The 15,541-nt window shown below is 71.8% G+C and carries 10 protein-coding genes; 9 read left to right on the forward strand and 1 reads right to left on the reverse strand.

Annotated elements, in window-relative coordinates; genetic code table 11:
• The first annotated feature begins 3 nt into the window (after nucleotides 1–3).
• The 8 genes from AB0L33_RS33920 to AB0L33_RS33955 all read left to right on the forward strand — a co-directional run bounded on the left by AB0L33_RS33920 (nucleotide 4) and on the right by AB0L33_RS33955 (nucleotide 13,316).
• Nucleotides 4–897, forward strand: a complete 894-nt coding sequence (locus AB0L33_RS33920; protein ID WP_365687469.1) for a carbohydrate ABC transporter permease — start codon at nucleotides 4–6, stop codon at nucleotides 895–897.
• A 52-nt stretch (nucleotides 898–949) separates the two neighbouring features.
• Nucleotides 950–3,367, forward strand: a complete 2,418-nt coding sequence (locus AB0L33_RS33925) for a glycoside hydrolase family 3 N-terminal domain-containing protein (protein WP_365687471.1) — start codon at nucleotides 950–952, stop codon at nucleotides 3,365–3,367.
• A 150-nt stretch (nucleotides 3,368–3,517) separates the two neighbouring features.
• Nucleotides 3,518–4,603 carry an endo-1,4-beta-xylanase gene (locus AB0L33_RS33930; protein ID WP_365687472.1) on the forward strand — a complete coding sequence of 362 codons (1,086 nt, stop codon included), beginning with the start codon at nucleotides 3,518–3,520 and terminating at the stop codon, nucleotides 4,601–4,603.
• Between the two features lie 20 nt (nucleotides 4,604–4,623).
• Nucleotides 4,624–7,821 (forward strand): glycosyl hydrolase 115 family protein, encoded by a 3,198-nt coding sequence (locus AB0L33_RS33935; RefSeq protein ID WP_365687473.1) that lies wholly within the window; start codon nucleotides 4,624–4,626, stop codon nucleotides 7,819–7,821.
• Nucleotides 7,822–7,860: 39 nt separating this feature from the next.
• Nucleotides 7,861–8,241, forward strand: a complete 381-nt coding sequence (locus AB0L33_RS33940) for a hypothetical protein (protein ID WP_365687474.1) — start codon at nucleotides 7,861–7,863, stop codon at nucleotides 8,239–8,241.
• A gap of 63 nt (nucleotides 8,242–8,304) precedes the next feature.
• Entirely contained in the window at nucleotides 8,305–8,583 is a 279-nt protein-coding gene (locus tag AB0L33_RS33945) for a DUF1876 domain-containing protein (protein ID WP_164640429.1), read from the forward strand.
• Between the two features lie 128 nt (nucleotides 8,584–8,711).
• On the forward strand, nucleotides 8,712–9,809 hold the full coding sequence (locus tag AB0L33_RS33950; RefSeq protein ID WP_365687476.1) for an NADH:flavin oxidoreductase/NADH oxidase: 1,098 nt from the start codon (nucleotides 8,712–8,714) through the stop codon (nucleotides 9,807–9,809).
• Nucleotides 9,810–10,040: 231 nt separating this feature from the next.
• On the forward strand, nucleotides 10,041–13,316 hold the full coding sequence (locus AB0L33_RS33955) for a LamG-like jellyroll fold domain-containing protein (RefSeq protein WP_365687478.1): 3,276 nt from the start codon (nucleotides 10,041–10,043) through the stop codon (nucleotides 13,314–13,316).
• An 87-nt stretch (nucleotides 13,317–13,403) separates the two neighbouring features.
• On the opposite strand, the gene AB0L33_RS33960 is transcribed toward AB0L33_RS33955, so the two are convergent.
• Nucleotides 13,404–14,408 (reverse strand): LacI family DNA-binding transcriptional regulator, encoded by a 1,005-nt coding sequence (locus tag AB0L33_RS33960; protein ID WP_365687480.1) that lies wholly within the window; start codon nucleotides 14,406–14,408, stop codon nucleotides 13,404–13,406.
• Between the two features lie 156 nt (nucleotides 14,409–14,564).
• On the opposite strand from AB0L33_RS33960, the gene AB0L33_RS33965 reads away from it, so the two are divergent.
• The gene (locus AB0L33_RS33965; RefSeq protein WP_365687482.1) at nucleotides 14,565–15,404 is read left to right on the forward strand and encodes a phytanoyl-CoA dioxygenase family protein; all 840 of its coding nucleotides are present in this window, start codon (nucleotides 14,565–14,567) and stop codon (nucleotides 15,402–15,404) included.
• Nucleotides 15,405–15,541: the final 137 nt, after the last annotated feature.

Here is a 15,541-nt window from a genome sequence, read left to right on the forward strand (position 1 = left end):
GCGATGTCGATCGACACCCGCCCCGCGGCGCGCCCCGCACGGCCCCTGACCCGCACCCGCCCGGCCACCGCCGCGCGCCGCCGCAAGTGGGGCAACCCGCTGGCCGGCCTCGGCTCCCTGGTCTGGCTCGTGCTCGTGATCGTCCCGCTCTACACGCTGGTCTCGTCCTCGCTGATGCACCAGGACGAGGCGCTGAACGGCGATCCGCTGGCCTTCCCGACCGACCCGACGCTCGACAACTACCGCACGGTGCTGGACAGCGGCTTCTCCACGATGCTCTCCAACACGGCGATCGTCGCCGTGGCGACCACGGCGATCGTGCTGGTCCTCTCGATCCCGGTCGCGTACGTCGCGGTACGCACCCGCAGCAGGCTCTCCGGACTCGCCTTCCGCACCTTCCTGCTCGGCGTCGCCATCCCCGCCCAGGCCGTGATCGTGCCGCTCTACCTGCTCATCACCAAGATGGGCCTGTACGACAGCCTGCCGGCCATCATCCTGCCGACCGCCGCGTTCGCGATGCCGGTGGCGGTGCTGATCCTCAGCGGCACCATGCGCGACGTCTCCGAGGAGATGTACGAGGCCATGGCGCTCGACGGCGCCTCGTCGCTGCGGATGCTGTGGCAGCTGGCGATCCCGATGTCCAAGGCGGGCATCAGCACGGTCGCGATCTACACGGCGCTCCAGGCCTGGAACGGCTTCCTGTTCCCGCTGATCCTGACCCAGTCGGAGGAGAAGCGGGTGCTGACCCTCGGCCTCTTCAACTTCATGTCCCAGTTCGGGGTCAACATCCCGGCCGTGCTCGCCGCGATCGTGCTCTCCGTCGTACCGATCTTCGCCGTGTACCTCGTGGCACGGAAGGCACTGGTCAACGGACTGATGGGGGTGGGCGGCAAGTAGCACACCCATGCCGCCGCGTACCACCGCACTCTTGAGAGGACTCTCCGCCGCCATGGCAAACCACCCCCCTGTTCCGCACGCCCGCAGGACCGAAGCGGCCACCGCCGTCGACGGCCCCTGGCAGGACCCCGCGCTCGCCCCCGAGGAGCGTGTGGCCGATCTCGTCTCCCGGATGACCCTCCAGGAGAAGACCGCCCAGCTGTACGGAATCTGGGTGGGCGCCGACGCCGACGGGGACGGGGTCGCCCCGCACCAGAACGAGATGGTCGACGCCATCGACTGGGACGCGCTGATCCCGCGCGGCCTGGGCCAGCTGACCCGCCCCTTCGGCACCGCCCCCGTCGACCCGGCCGTCGGAGCGATCTCGCTCGCCCGCGCCCAGGGGGCCATCACGGGCGCCGGCCGCTTCGGCATCCCGGCCCTCGCCCACGAGGAGTGCCTGGCGGGCTTCACCGCCTGGGGCGCCACCGCCTACCCCGTCCCGCTCTCCTGGGGCGCCGCCTGGAACCCGGACCTGGTCACCGAGATGGCGCACCGGATCGGCAGCGACATGCGGTCCGTGGGCATCCACCAGGGCCTCGCCCCGGTCCTGGACGTCGTGCGGGACCTGCGCTGGGGCCGCGTCGAGGAGACCATCGGCGAGGACCCCTACCTCGTCGCCACCATCGGCACCGCCTACGTGAAGGGCCTGGAGTCCGCCGGCATCGTCGCCACCCTGAAGCACTTCGCCGGGTACGCGGCATCGGCCGGCGCCCGCAACCTCTCCCCGGTCCGGGCCGGGGCCAGGGAACTCGCCGACGTCATCCTGCCGCCCTTCGAGATGGCCCTCGTCGACGGCGGCGCCCGCTCCGTCATGCAGTCGTACGCGGAGATCGACGGCGTCCCCTCGGCGGCGGACCCCGCCCTGCTCACCGAGCTGCTCCGCGACACCTGGGGCTTCGAGGGAACCGTCGTCGCCGACTACTTCGCCATCGGCTTCCTGGAGACCCTGCACAAGGTCGCCGAGGACCGCGCCGACGCCGCCCGCCTCGCCCTGCAGGCCGGGGTGGACGTGGAACTGCCGACCGTCCGCAGCTACGGCGAAGAGCTCGCCGCAGCTGTCCTGGCCGGTGCGGTCCCCGAGGCCCTGGTCGACCGCGCGCTGCACCGGGTCCTGCTCCAGAAGTGCGAACTCGGACTGCTCGACCCCGACTGGAGCCCGCTCCCCGCCCTCCTGCGCGACACCGACCCGGAGCAGGCGCGCGAGACCATCGACCTGGACCCGCCGCGCAACCGCGCCCTCGCCCGCGAACTCGCCGAACAGGCCGTGGTCCTGCTCGCCAACCCGCAGGGGGCGCTGCCGCTCGCCGGGACCGGGCGGATCGCGGTGATCGGCCCCCGCGCCGACGACGCCCTCGCCATGCTCGGCTGCTACTCCTTCCCGAGCCACGTCGGCGTCCTGCACCCCGAGACCGCCATGGGCATCGAGATCCCGACCGTGCTCGACGCGGTGCGCGGTGAGTTCCCCGGCGCGACGGTCACCGGAGCCCCCGGCTGCGAGGTGGACTCCACCGACACCTCGGGGTTCGCGGAAGCGGTGGAGGTGGCCCGGGACGCGGACGTCTGCGTCGCCGTGCTCGGCGACAGGGCCGGACTCTTCGGGCGCGGCACCTCGGGCGAGGGCTGCGACGCCGACGACCTCGCGCTGCCCGGCGTGCAGGGCGAACTGCTCGACGCGCTGCTGGACAGCGGCACCCCGGTCGTCCTGGTCCTGCTGACCGGCCGCCCGTACGCCCTCGGCCGCTGGGCGGACCGCGCCGCCGCCGTGGTCCAGGCGTTCTTCCCCGGCGAGGAGGGCGGCCCGGCGCTGGCCTCCGTGCTCTCCGGCCGGGTCAGCCCCTCCGGCCGACTGCCGGTCTCCGTGCCGCGCCACCCGGGCGGGCAGCCCTGGACCTACCTCCAGCCGCCCCTCGGGCTCGCCAACGGGGTGAGCAACCTGGACCCGACGCCGCTCTACCCCTTCGGCCACGGCCTCACGTACACCTCCTTCGCCTGGGAGCCCGGTGCCCCCGCCCCGGAGGAGATCCCCACCGACGGCTCCGCCGACATCGAGCTCACCGTCCGCAACACCGGGGACCGGGCGGGCGCGGAGGTCGTCCAGCTGTACGTGCACGACCCGGTCGCCCAGACGACCCGGCCCGACACCCGGCTCATCGGCTACGCCCGGGTGCCGCTCGACGCGGGCCAGGAGGCGCGGGTGCGCTTCCGGTTCCACGCCGACCTGGTGTCCTTCACCGGCATCGGCGGGCGGCGCGTCGTGGAGCCGGGCGCGCTGGAGCTGCGGCTCGCGACGTCCAGCGGTGCCGAGGACATCCGGCACACGGTGCACCTGCGCCTCACCGGTCCCGAGCGCACCGTCGACCACCGGCGCCGGCTGGTGTGCGACGCGGCGGTCGAAGCCGTGCCGGCGGTCGCCCCCGTACAGGGCTGACCGCACCCGTACCCCGGGCGGGGGCGCCGCGGCCCTTACCGCCGCGCCTCCGCCCGGTCCACAGATCCACGAAACTTTCGAAACACCACACCCGTGCACGCTCCCCGGTCTCCGGGGCCCTGGCGTGCCCACTCTCGAAGGGTTTCTGTCATGCGCAAGCCAATCAAGGCTGTCCTGGTCGGTACCGCCGCCGCGGCACTGCTCGCCCCGTGCACCATCAACGCCTTCGCCCACGACGACAACGGACGCGGGCACAAGGACACGCAGGCCGACACCCTCGGCGCCCTCGGCCTGCGGTCGGGCGTGCGCATCGGCACCGCCGTCGACATGGCGGCCCTGGCGGACGACGAGCCGTACCGCGCCAAGGCCGCGAGCGAGTTCAGCTCGGTCACCCCCGAGAACGTCATGAAGTGGGAGGTCGTCGAGCCGAACCGCGGCCAGTACGACTGGAAGGAGGCCGACAAGCTGGTCGACTTCGCCCGCGCCAACGGCCAGCTGGTGCGCGGCCACACCCTGCTCTGGCACAACCAGCTGCCCGCCTGGCTCACCACCGGCGACTTCACCGCGGACGAGCTGCGCGCCATCCTCCGCAAGCACATCACCGACGAGGCCCGCCACTTCAAAGGCCGCATCTGGCAGTGGGACGTCGTCAACGAGGTGTTCAACGACGACGGGACCCTGCGCGACAGCATCTGGCTCCAGAAGCTGGGTCCCGGCTACATCGCGGACGCCTTCCGCTGGGCCCACGCGGCCGACCCCAAGGCCAAGCTGTTCATCAACGACTACAACATCGAGGGCGTCAACGCGAAGAGCACCGCCCTCTACAACCTGGTCGCCGAGCTGCGCAAGCAGCGCGTGCCGATCGACGGCGTCGGCATCCAGGGCCACCTGTCCGTCCAGTACAACGCCCCCCACGACATCGCCGAGAACATGAAGCGGTTCGACGACCTCGGCCTGGAGACCGCGATCACCGAGGCCGACGTCCGCGTCCCGATGCCCTCCGACAGCACCAAGCAGGAGGCCCAGGCCGAGGGCTACGACGTACTGCTGCGCGGCTGCCTGCTCACCCGCAAGTGCACCGACTTCACGGTCTGGGGCTTCACCGACAAGTACTCCTGGGTGCCCGACACCTTCGAGGGCGAGGGCGCGGCCAACCTCTTCGACGAGAACTACAAGGCCAAGCCCGCCTACAGCGCCCTGCGCGACGACCTGCTGCTCGCGGCCGGCCGCAACTGAGCGGGGAGGAGGAAAGCAGGATGGACAGCGACACCCCAGAGCCCGGAACCCCCCGGCCGACCAGTCGCCGGTCGGTCCTCGGCCTCGGCCTCGGGATCACCGCGCTCACCGCCACCCCCCTCGGCTCCCTCGTCGGACTGACCGGCGAGGCGTCCGCCACCGCACACGGCCCCGCGCCCCGGCCCACCGACCCCGGCGCCTACATCTCGTTCACCGCCAAGCGTGGCAGCTTCCCGCTGGTCAGGCGCGGACGGGCGACGCCGGTCGTGGTCAGCGACCGCGACTGGCCGGGCGTCGTCCGGGCCGCCGGCGACCTCCGCGACGACATCGAACGCGTCACCGGAGTCCGCCCCGACCTCGCGCACGACACGGTGCCCGGGGCCCGCGAGATCACCATCGTCGGCACCGTGGGGCGCAGTCCCCTGATCGACCGGCTGGTCGCCGACGGCCGGCTCGACGTCGCCTCGATCCGGGGCAAGTGGGAGACCAGCCTCCAGACCGTCGTCGACCGCCCGCTGCCCGGCGTCGAACGCGCCCTCGTCATCGCGGGCAGCGACCAGCGCGGGACGATCTTCGGCGCGTACGACGTCTCGCGCGGCATCGGCGTCTCACCCTGGTACTGGTGGGACGACGTCGCCCCCGTACACCGCGACGAGATCCACGTACTGCCCGGCCGGCACACCCAGGGCACCCCGGCCGTGAAGTACCGCGGCTTCTTCATCAACGACGAGAACCCGGCGCTCGGCACCTGGGCCCCCGCCCACTTCGGGCCCGGCAAGGCGCCCGGCTTCGAAGGCGGCTTCAACGCGGACTTCTACGCCCGCGTCTTCGAGGTCATGCTCCGGCTCAAGGCCAACTACCTGTGGCCGGCCGTCTGGGGCCGCGCCTTCGCCGAGGACGACCCGCTCAACCACGCCACCGCCAAGGCGTACGGCGTCGTCATGGGCACCTCGCACGAGGCACCCATGATGCGCGGCATCGAGGAGTGGAACCGGCACGCCGTCCCCGCCGTACGCGACGGTGAGGGCAACATCACCACCCCCGGCCACGACCCCTACGGCGGCACCGGCGAGTGGTCCTTCCGCCGCAACGCCGAAGCGCTCAAGGCGTACTGGGCGGACGGCATCCGCCGGATGAAGGACGAGGACTTCGAAGGCGTCGTCACCCTCGGCATGCGCGGCAACGGCGACGTCAGCCTCCCCGACGGCGACGGCATCGAGCTGATGACCGAGATCATCGCGACCCAGCGGCAGATCCTCGCCGAGGTCTCCGGCAAGGACGTCACCACGATCCCGCAGGTCTGGACCCTCTACAAGGAGGTCCAGCGCTACTGGGACCGGGGCCTGCGCGTCCCCGACGACGTCACCGTGGTCCTCACCGACGACAACTGGGCCAACATCCGCAAGCTCCCCGACCCCGCCGAGGGGCCGAGGCAGGGCGGCTACGGGCTGTACTACCACTTCGACTACGTCGGCGTCGGCCGCAACTACAAGTGGGTCGACACCGCGTCGCTGCCCAACATGTGGGACCAGCTCCACCAGTGCGCCGCCTACGGCAACCACGGACTGTGGGTCACCAACGTGGGCGACCTCAAGGGCAACGAACTGCCCACGCAGTTCTTCCTGGAGTACGCCTGGAACCCGGGGCGCTGGACCCTGGACCGGCTGCCGGAGTGGGAGGAGGCGTACGCCCGGCAGAACTTCGGCGAGAAGCAGGCCGCCGAGATCGCCTCCGTCCTGCGCGAGTACGCCCGGCTCCAGGCCCGCCGCAAGCCCGAACTGCTCAACCGCCGGATCACCCTCGACCCCGCCAAGGACCCCGCGACCGACAGCTCGGCCGTGGTCTACGACGACCAGGCGTCCCCCTTCGCCCTCGTCCACTACCGAGAGCTGGAACGCGTCACCGAGGAGTGGCGCCTGCTCGGCGAGCGCGCCGCGCGGGTCGGGCGCCGGTTGCCCGCCTCCGCCCAGGACGCCTGGTACGAACTCGTCGGCTACGAGGTGGCGGCCACCGCCAACCTGTACGCGCTGCGCGAGGCGGAGTTCACCAACATCCATTACGCGGCCCAGGGACGGGCCCTCACCAATGAGCTGGCGGCCACCGCGGAGGCGCGGCTCGCCGACGACTTCGCCCTGGCCGACCGCTTCAACACGAAGATCGCGGGCGGCAAGTGGCAGGGCTTCCAGACCCAGCCGCACATCGACTACGGCGACGTCGAACGCTACGGGCCCAACGCTCCCTGGCAGCAGCCCGAGATCGACAACGTGGCCATCAAGGACGTGCTCTTCCCGGCCGTCAAGCGCATCGAGCTGCCCGCCCGGGCCGCGATGGGCGTCGCCGTGGACGGCTCCGCGTCGTGGTGGCCGCACGAGACCGAGCCCGCGGTGCTGCCGGTGTTCAGCCCGTACCAGACCCGGCCCGCGCAGTACATCGAGGTGTTCAACCGGGGCAGCGTCCCCTTCGACTACCGGGTGCGGACCGGAGCGTCCTGGCTGACCGCGGACCGGGTGCGCGGCCGCGTCACCACCCAGGACCGGATCACCCTGCGCGTCGACTGGGACCGGGCGCCGAAGGGCGTCACCCGCGTCCCGGTCACCGTGACCGGGCCGGACGGGGCGGAGGTGACCGTCACGGCGGTGGCGGACCGCCCGGCGCTCTCCCGTGCCCGGCTCGGCGGCTTCGTGGAGGCCGGGGGATACGTGTCCATCGAGGCCGACCACTATCACCGGGCGGTCGGCGGCGGGGGCGTCAGCTGGCAGCGCATCCCGGACATCGGACGGACCGGGGCCGGCATGGAGCCGTTCCCGGTCACCGCGGCCCGGCAGACGCCCGGCGGCCGGAGTCCGCGCCTGGAGTACCGGGTCAGCCTCTTCACGCCCGGACCGGTCACCGTGTACGCGTACCTCTCGCCCCGCAACAACGCGCTGCCGACCGACGGGCTGACCTACGCGGTCTCCCTGGACGACGCCGCCCCGCAGCGGGTGAACGTCACGAAGGCGACGGGGGCCGACGACGGGACCATGAACCCCCAGTGGGCCCGGCACACCTCCGACAACGTCAACATCACCGGCACGGTCCACCGGGTCTCCGAGCCCGGGGTGCATGTGCTGAAATTCTGGATGGTCGACCCGACGGTGGTCCTCCAGAACCTGGTGATCGACACCGGTGGCCTCGAACCCAGCTACCTGGGCCCGCCGGAGAGCCTCCGGCTCGACTGAGCCCGGCGGCACGGAACGTACACGGGAAGGTGCGCAGCGATGACGGACGAGCACGGGGACGGCGGAATCCTGGAGGTCGTCCCCGCCGGGGCGGAGGTCGGGATCACCGTCGCGACCCCGTCCGGCGCGCACACCTTCCTGTGCACTCCGGCCCGGGCACGGGAACTGGCGGCCGCTCTCGGCTTCGCCGCGGACGAGGCCGAGAGCGGACCGGCGCACCACGTGACCGTCAGGGCGGACGAACTGCGCCGGGGCGACGTGCGCGACGGCGACCGCGCCATGACCGTGGAGACCGTCCGCGTCGAGGGCGGCACCGCCCACGTCACCTGGAAGTCCGGCGCCGGACGCAGCTGGAACCAGATGTACGACGCCGACGCCTCCATCCCGCTCCGGCACCGGGGCCGGCTGCCGGGGGCGTGAGCGCTCGCGCGCGGCCCGACGGCGGGCGCACCCTGGAAGGGAGACCTTCCGGAGGTGAACGCCATGACCCGAACCGCTGTCGGATGGCACATCGAGCTCGAATTCGAGGAGGACACCCACCGCACCCGCGCGGCCGCCCTGGTGCGGCTCTCCGACGGACAGGAGGTGCGCGCCCACGGCTACGCCAGCCGCCACCCCTCCGACGCCGAGCAGCCCCGGGTGGGGGAGGAGATCGCCGGGGCCCGCGCACTCAACGAACTGGCGATGAAGCTCCTGACCAAGGCGCACGACGAGATCGACGAGGCGGCCGGCCGCAGCTCGTACCCCCTGAAACCCCGCTGACCCGCAATCCGCGAAGCCGCTCCTGGCGAGCGGCTGTCGTACAAGAGTGGTCGTAATTTGACGGGCGTCGTACTACGGGATGTATCGTACTAGCGATTCTTCCGTACCCGGCGAAACGGAGTCCCGTCGTGAGTGCCCTCTTCGAGCCCTTCACCCTCAGGTCGCTTGTCGTGCCCAACCGGGCGTGGATGGCGCCCATGTGCCAGTACAGCGCCGCGGTGGAGGGGCCGGAGACGGGTGTGCCGAACGACTGGCACTTCGCCCACCTCGCCGCCCGGGCCACCGGCGGCACCGGCCTGATCCTCACCGAGGCCACGGCGGTCAGCCCCGAGGGCCGCATCAGCCCGGCCGACCTCGGCATCTGGAACGACGCCCAGGTCGAGGCGTTCCGCCGGATCACCGAGTTCGTCAAGGCGCACGGCTCCGTGATCGGCATCCAGCTCGCCCATGCCGGGCGCAAGGCGTCGACCGCCGCGCCCTGGACCGGTGGCGGCCCCGTCGGGCCCGAGGCGCACGGCTGGACCCCGGTCGGCCCCAGCCCGCTGCCCTTCGACGAGGGCTACCCGGTCCCGCACGAGCTGACCGCCGACGAGATCGCGGGCGTCGTGGACGACTTCCGCCAGGCCGCCCGGCGTGCCGTCGAGGCGGGCTTCCAGGTCGCCGAGGTGCACGGTGCGCACGGCTACCTCATCGGCCAGTTCCTCTCGCCGCACAGCAACCACCGCACCGATGAGTACGGCGGCAGCTTCGAGAACCGCGTGCGCCTCGCCCTCGAGGTGGTCGACGCCGTGCGCGAGGTGTGGCCCGAGGAGCTGCCGGTCTTCTTCCGCGTCTCCGCGACGGACTGGCTCACGGAGAACCCCGAGGACGAGCGCGAGGGCTGGACGGCCGACGAGACCGTGCGGCTGGCGGCGCTGCTGCGGGACCACGGGGTGGACCTGCTCGACGTCTCCACGGGCGGCAACGCGCCCCGCGCCCGTATCGCCACCGGCCCCGGATACCAGGTGCCCTTCGCCGAGCGGGTGAAGCGGGAGACCTCGCTGCCCGTGGCGGCCGTCGGTCTCATCACGGACCCGCAGCACGCCGAGAAGATCCTCACCGAGGGCCGCGCGGACGCCGTCCTCCTCGGGCGCGAACTGCTGCGCAACCCCTCCTGGGCCAGGGAGGCCGGTCGCGCGCTGAACGCCGCCGTGCACGCCCCGGCCCCGTACGGCTACGCCATCTGACCCGCCCTCAGGGCATCCCCTTTCATCCCGGACCGCCCCCTTCGCACCCAAGGTGTGCGAAGGGGGCGGTCTGCGTGGACCCGCCACCCGCTCGTGGCGACCGCGCTTTCTATCGTTGAAAAATCCTCGCGCACGACTGTTGTTTTGCGTTTGATGCTGTGGCTCAATGTTCGATTGTGTGCTGTGCCTCACAGGTTCGAGGCACTTCAGCTCTCTCGACAGGACGACGCCTTGAGACCACAAACGCCCCACCCCCGCGCTCTGTTCAGGACAGCGGCCTGCGCCGCCGCGCTGCTCATTCCGCTCGGTGCCACGCTCGTCCCGGCCGCAGCGGCCGCCCCCGCGAGCGCCGCCTCGACCACCTTCAAGGCCGGCGACCCGGCCACCACCGTCCACGGGCTGAAGGGCGAATACTTCAGCATGTCCGCGCCGGGCGCGCGGGACTTCGCCAAGCTGGGCGGGGTCGCGCTCGACCCGAACATCAACTTCCCCGGTCTCACCGGCACGTTCGAGTCGACCACCGGTCAGACCGAGAACACCACCGCACGCTGGACCGGCTTCATCACCGCCCCCGAGGACGGCGACTACACCTTCGCCGCCAGCGGCGACAACGGCTTCCGGCTGTTCATCGACGGCAAGGCCGTCATCGACCACTGGGAGCCCGACTGGGACAACGAGCAGACCAGCGCGCCGATATCGCTCAAGGCCGGCGAGCCGCACGAGTTCAAGCTGGAGATGTTCCAGGACACCGGCGGGGCCAACATGTTCCTGCGCTGGTCCAGCGCGAACCTGGACCGGCAGTTCGTCCCGGAGTCCGCCTTCACCCCGCCCGCCGACTTCGAGGTCTACCCGGTCGGGCTGAGCGTCGCGGACAACGGCACGGAGCTGCACGCGGTCTTCGACGACGAGGTCAGCGACTACGCGGACCTGAAGGACCACCTCACCCTCGAGGCCGACACCACCCCGATGCCGGTCAAGTCCGTCACCCGGACCCGCGACGGCAAGGAACTCGTCGTCAAGCTGGACGCCGCCGTCCTCAAGGACCAGCGCGTCAAGATCGCGTACGACGGCAAGGGCGGCCTGAAGGCGGGCGGCGAGACCGTCCCCGACATCAACCGCACGGCCACCAACAACTCGACGCACCGCATCACCACCAAGTGGGGCGACAAGGTCGACCGCAACCACCCGCTGCCGGAGTACCCCCGGCCGCAGCAGGTGCGCGACAAGTGGCAGAACCTCAACGGCCAGTGGGAGTTCGCCGGGGCCAAGGCGGGCGAGAAGCCCGTCTTCGGCAAGAAGCTCGGTGAGCGCATCACCGTGCCGTACCCGGTCGAGTCGCAGCTCTCCGGCCTGGAGCGCCACGAAGACCACATGTTCTACCGCAAGCTCGTCACCGTCCCGAAGAACTGGGCCGTCAAGGACGACAAGACCGGCAAGAGCAACCGGCTGAAGCTCAACTTCGGCGCCGTGGACTACGAGGCCACCGTCTGGGTCAACGGCAAGCAGGTCGCCCAGCACACCGGCGGCTACACCGCCTTCACCGCCGACATCACCGACGCGATCAAGGGCACCGGTCCGCAGGAGATCGTCGTCGGGGTCACCGACACCACCGGCCCCGACCAGCCCACCGGCAAGCAGTCGGCCAACCCGGGCGGCATCTTCTACACCGCCTCGTCCGGCATCTGGCAGACCGTCTGGATGGAGCCCGTCGCCCCGGCGGCCGTCGACTCGCTGACGACCACCCCGGACATCGACAAGGGCCGCCTCGCCCTGAAGGTCAACTCCGAGAACGCCTCGAAGTCCGCCCGGATCACCGCCGTCGCCCGCGACAAGAAGGGCAAGGTCGTCGGCACGGTCACCGGACCGGCCAACAGCGACCTGAGCCTGCCCGTCGCCAAGCAGCACCTGTGGACCCCGGACGACCCGTACCTGTACGACCTGGAGGTCACCCTCAAGGACGGCAGCTCCAAGGACACCGTCGACAGCTACTTCGGCATGCGCTCCGTCGGCATCGCCAAGGTCGGCGGCTACCAGAAGATCGTCCTCAACGGGAAGCCGTTCTTCTCGCTCGCCCAGCTCGACCAGGGCTTCTACCCGGACGGCCTGAACACCGCGCCCAGTGACGACGCGCTGGTCTTCGACCTGAAGGCGCAGAAGGACCTCGGCTTCAACTCCGTGCGCAAGCACATCAAGGTGGAGCCCGCCCGCTGGTACTACCACGCCGACCAGCTCGGTCTGTTCGTGTGGCAGGACTTCGTCTCCGGCAACCTCACCAACGAGAAGGGCCACCAGGCCTTCCTCGACCAGGGCGCCGAGATGATGAAGCAGCTCCACAACTACCCCTCGATCGGTTCCTGGATCGTCTTCAACGAGGGCTGGGGCGAATGGGACCGCACCGAGACCGGCAAGATCACCGAGAAGGTCCAGGCCGCCGACCCCTCCCGCATCGTCAACGCCCACAGCGGTGTCAACTGCTGCAACTCGAAGGGTGACTCGGGCAAGGGCGACATCATCGACCACCACGACTACAACAACACCGACCCGGCCTTCCCGGACGCCAACCGCGCCGCGATGGACGGCGAGCACGGCGGCTTCACCCTGCGGATGCCCGGCCACATGTGGCCCGGCGCCCCGACCGTGATCTACAGCGGTGTCGCCGACAAGGCCGCGCTGACCGCCAAGTACGTCGAGAACACCCGCAAGTACTACCTGGAGGCGGCCGGCGCCGAACTCTCCGGCTCCATCTACACCCAGGTGACCGACCTGGAGAACGAGCTCAACGGCCTCTGGACGTACGACCGCCGCGAGATCAAGGTCGACGCCGCCCAGGTCCGCAAGATCAACCAGGAGGTCATCGCCGCCGGTGCCGCAGCGGGCACCCGCACCCCCGTCAAGGGCGGCGGCTCCTGGTCGCTGGACGAGAACAAGGGCACCAAGGCGGCCGACAGCGGCCCGAACCACAAGGACCTCACCCTCTCCGAGGGCGCGTCCTGGACCCCCGGCGTGCACGGCTCGGCGCTGAAGTTCAACGGTGAGGGCCAGTACGCCGAGACCGATGGCCCGGTCGTCGACACCACCGGCGACTACACCGTCTCTGCCTGGGCCTCCCTGGACGCCCTCCCGGGCAACTACGCCACCGTCGTCAGCCAGGACGGCCGGCGCCAGGAGAACCCGTTCTACCTCCAGTACGGGCAGGGCGCGTTCGCCTTCTCCACCCCCGGCGCCCACCGGGCCCGGGCGGAGATGACCCCGGAGCTCGGCCACTGGTACCACCTGGTCGGCGTCCGCAGCGGTGACCGGATCAAGCTGTACGTGGACGGCAAGCTCGCCTCCACCGCCGCGGCCGGATCGGCCGACGTCAGCAGCGGCGCCCTGTCCGTGGGACGCGCCAAGTGGTCGGGCAACAACACCGACTTCTGGAACGGCTCCGTGGACCAGGTCCAGGTGTTCGACAAGGCGCTCACCGACCAGGAGGTGACCGCGCTGTACGACGGCGGGAAGGCGTAAGACCTCTCCGTCCCCAGGACCGCTCCCGGCGGTGCGCGGCTTCGAGCCCGCGCCGCCGGGAGCTTCCGGCTGCCCGAAGAAGACCCCTTACGCCCCGCTGCTCTCGCGTACGAGGAGCCGGTGCGGCACCACGATCCGGCGCGCCGGCAGATCCGCCAGCCGCCCGAGCACGCGCTCGCTCAGGCACTGCACCGCCCGCTCCGCGATCTGCGCCAGGTCCGGCGACACCGTGGTCAGCGAAGGCGTGGCGAACCGCCCGTCCTCGATGTCGTCGAAGCCCACCAGGGCCAGCTCACCGGGCACCCGCACCCCCCGCTCACCGGCCGCCCGCAGCGCCCCCAGCGCCAGTTCGTCGCTGAAGCAGAACACCCCGTCCGGGCGCTCCGGCAGATCCAGCAGCTCACGCAGCGCCCGCGCCCCCTCCTCCCGGTGCAGGTCCGCCACCTCCACCTCGGCGACCGGGCTCAGCCCCGCCTCCGCGAGCCCCCGCCGGAACCCCTCGGCCCGCAGCTCGGCCGTGCCGTGCCCCAGCGCGGACTGGAGCCCGATCGCGGCGACCCTCCGGCGGCCCGTCGCCGCCAGATGCCGTGCCGCGCCCCGGGCCGCCGCCACGTTGTCCAGCGCCACGTGGTCGATGGACCCGTGCGGATCGAGTTCGCCGAGGACGACGAGCGGCAGGCCGCCCGCGAGCGAGGCCAGTTCGGCGGGGGGCGTCGACCAGGGGCTGATGATCATCCCGTCCACCTGGTGCCCCTCGGAGCCGTCCAGCAGCCGCCGCTCCAGCTCCGCCCGGCCCCCCGTGCGCTCCACGAGCACCGTCCAGCCGCGCTCCTGGGCGGCGTCGATGAGGAGGCCCGTGAGCGCGCCGAAGTAGGGGGAGTGGATCTCGGGCACCGCCACACCGATGAGCCCGGTGCGGCCCTGGCGGAGGTTGCGGGCGGCGAGGTTGGGCCGGTAGCCCAGCTCCTCCACCGCGGCGAGCACCCGGGCCCGGGTGCCGGGGGCGACGGCCGCCGCGTTGCTCACCACGTTGGAGACGGTCCTGACGGACACACCGGCGAGCGCGGCCACGTCCTTGAGTCTCGCTGCCACGTTCGGTGCTCCTGCTCTCTGCCGGCGGGCGCAGGGGCCCGCGCCCTGTGCGCAGTGACCGTAACAGGTGGTGCGAGGTCCGTCCGTACAGACTCTTGCCACGTTGGTTGCAACGTTGCAATATGGGGGTGCTCCGAACGAAGGAAGGACCACACCATGACCGAGGCCGCGACCACCACAGCCCCGTTCCCGCCCGCCGAGGACGCGGTGCGCGACCTGTACGGCCCGGGGATCACCGCCTGCCGCGGGGCGTTCAGCCCGGAGTGGGCGGACCGCATGCGCGAGGACATCGACGCCGCGTTCGCCGAGGCGCGCGGCCGGGAGGGCGGCGCGGTCGGCCGCGGCCCGCACCGCTACTACGTGGAGATCCACCCCGAACAGCTGCGGGGCTTCGTGGACCTGGTCGACCACCCCTGGGTGCGCGCGGTCAGCGAGGCGGTCCTCGGCCCCGATTACCGGATCGTGGAGCTGGGCTTCGACGTGCCGCTGGCCGGGGCGGTGAACCAGCCCTGGCACCGCGACTTCCCGATGCCGGAGGAGACCCGCCGCGACCGCAGGCTCACCTCGCTGGCGTTCAACCTCACGGCGGTCGACACCCGTGAGGACATGGGCCCGTTCGAGATCGCGCCCGGCACCCAGTGGGACGACGACGCCCGCTTCGGGCACGCGATGTTCCCGCGCCGCGAGGACTACCCGCGCTACGAGGCCCTGGCCGAGCGCAAGTACCCGCAGCGCGGCGACATCTCGGCGCGGTCGGCCCTGACCATCCACCGGGGGACGGCCAACCAGTCGCAGGACCCCCGCCCGGTTCTCGTGCTGGGGGTGGACGCCCCGGGCGCGGGGAACGACGGCCACCACGACATGGCGGTCACCCGGGGCTTCTGGGAGTCGCTGCCCGAGCGGGTCCGGGCGCACCTGGGCTGCCCGGTGGTCGATGAGCTCGCGCCCATCGTGCAGAAGCACACCATCGAGGGCCTGGTCATGGGCGACGCCTGACGGCACCGGGGCCCGGCGGGCGGATCCGCCCGCCGGGCCCCGGGCGGGCGGGCCGGTGGCCCAGGCGGCGCCCACCCCCCCCGGGGGGGCGCGGGGGAAGGGGGCGGGGGGGGCCAGGGGGGGGGGGCGCCCCGGGG

This window comes from Streptomyces sp. NPDC052299 (assembly GCF_040679335.1).
In the GTDB taxonomy this organism is placed as follows: domain Bacteria; phylum Actinomycetota; class Actinomycetes; order Streptomycetales; family Streptomycetaceae; genus Streptomyces.

Bases quoted from the DNA above. Each gene is read 5' to 3' on its own strand.
- AB0L33_RS33945 (WP_164640429.1), top strand. From the start codon at position 8,305: ATGACCCGAACCGCTGTCGGATGGCACATCGAGCTCGAATTCGAGGAG.
- AB0L33_RS33930 (WP_365687472.1), top strand. From the start codon at position 3,518: ATGCGCAAGCCAATCAAGGCTGTCCTGGTCGGTACCGCCGCCGCGGCA.
- AB0L33_RS33925 (WP_365687471.1), top strand. From the start codon at position 950: ATGGCAAACCACCCCCCTGTTCCGCACGCCCGCAGGACCGAAGCGGCC.
- AB0L33_RS33940 (WP_365687474.1), top strand. From the start codon at position 7,861: ATGACGGACGAGCACGGGGACGGCGGAATCCTGGAGGTCGTCCCCGCC.
- AB0L33_RS33935 (WP_365687473.1), top strand. From the start codon at position 4,624: ATGGACAGCGACACCCCAGAGCCCGGAACCCCCCGGCCGACCAGTCGC.
- AB0L33_RS33920 (WP_365687469.1), top strand. From the start codon at position 4: ATGTCGATCGACACCCGCCCCGCGGCGCGCCCCGCACGGCCCCTGACC.
- AB0L33_RS33965 (WP_365687482.1), top strand. From the start codon at position 14,565: ATGACCGAGGCCGCGACCACCACAGCCCCGTTCCCGCCCGCCGAGGAC.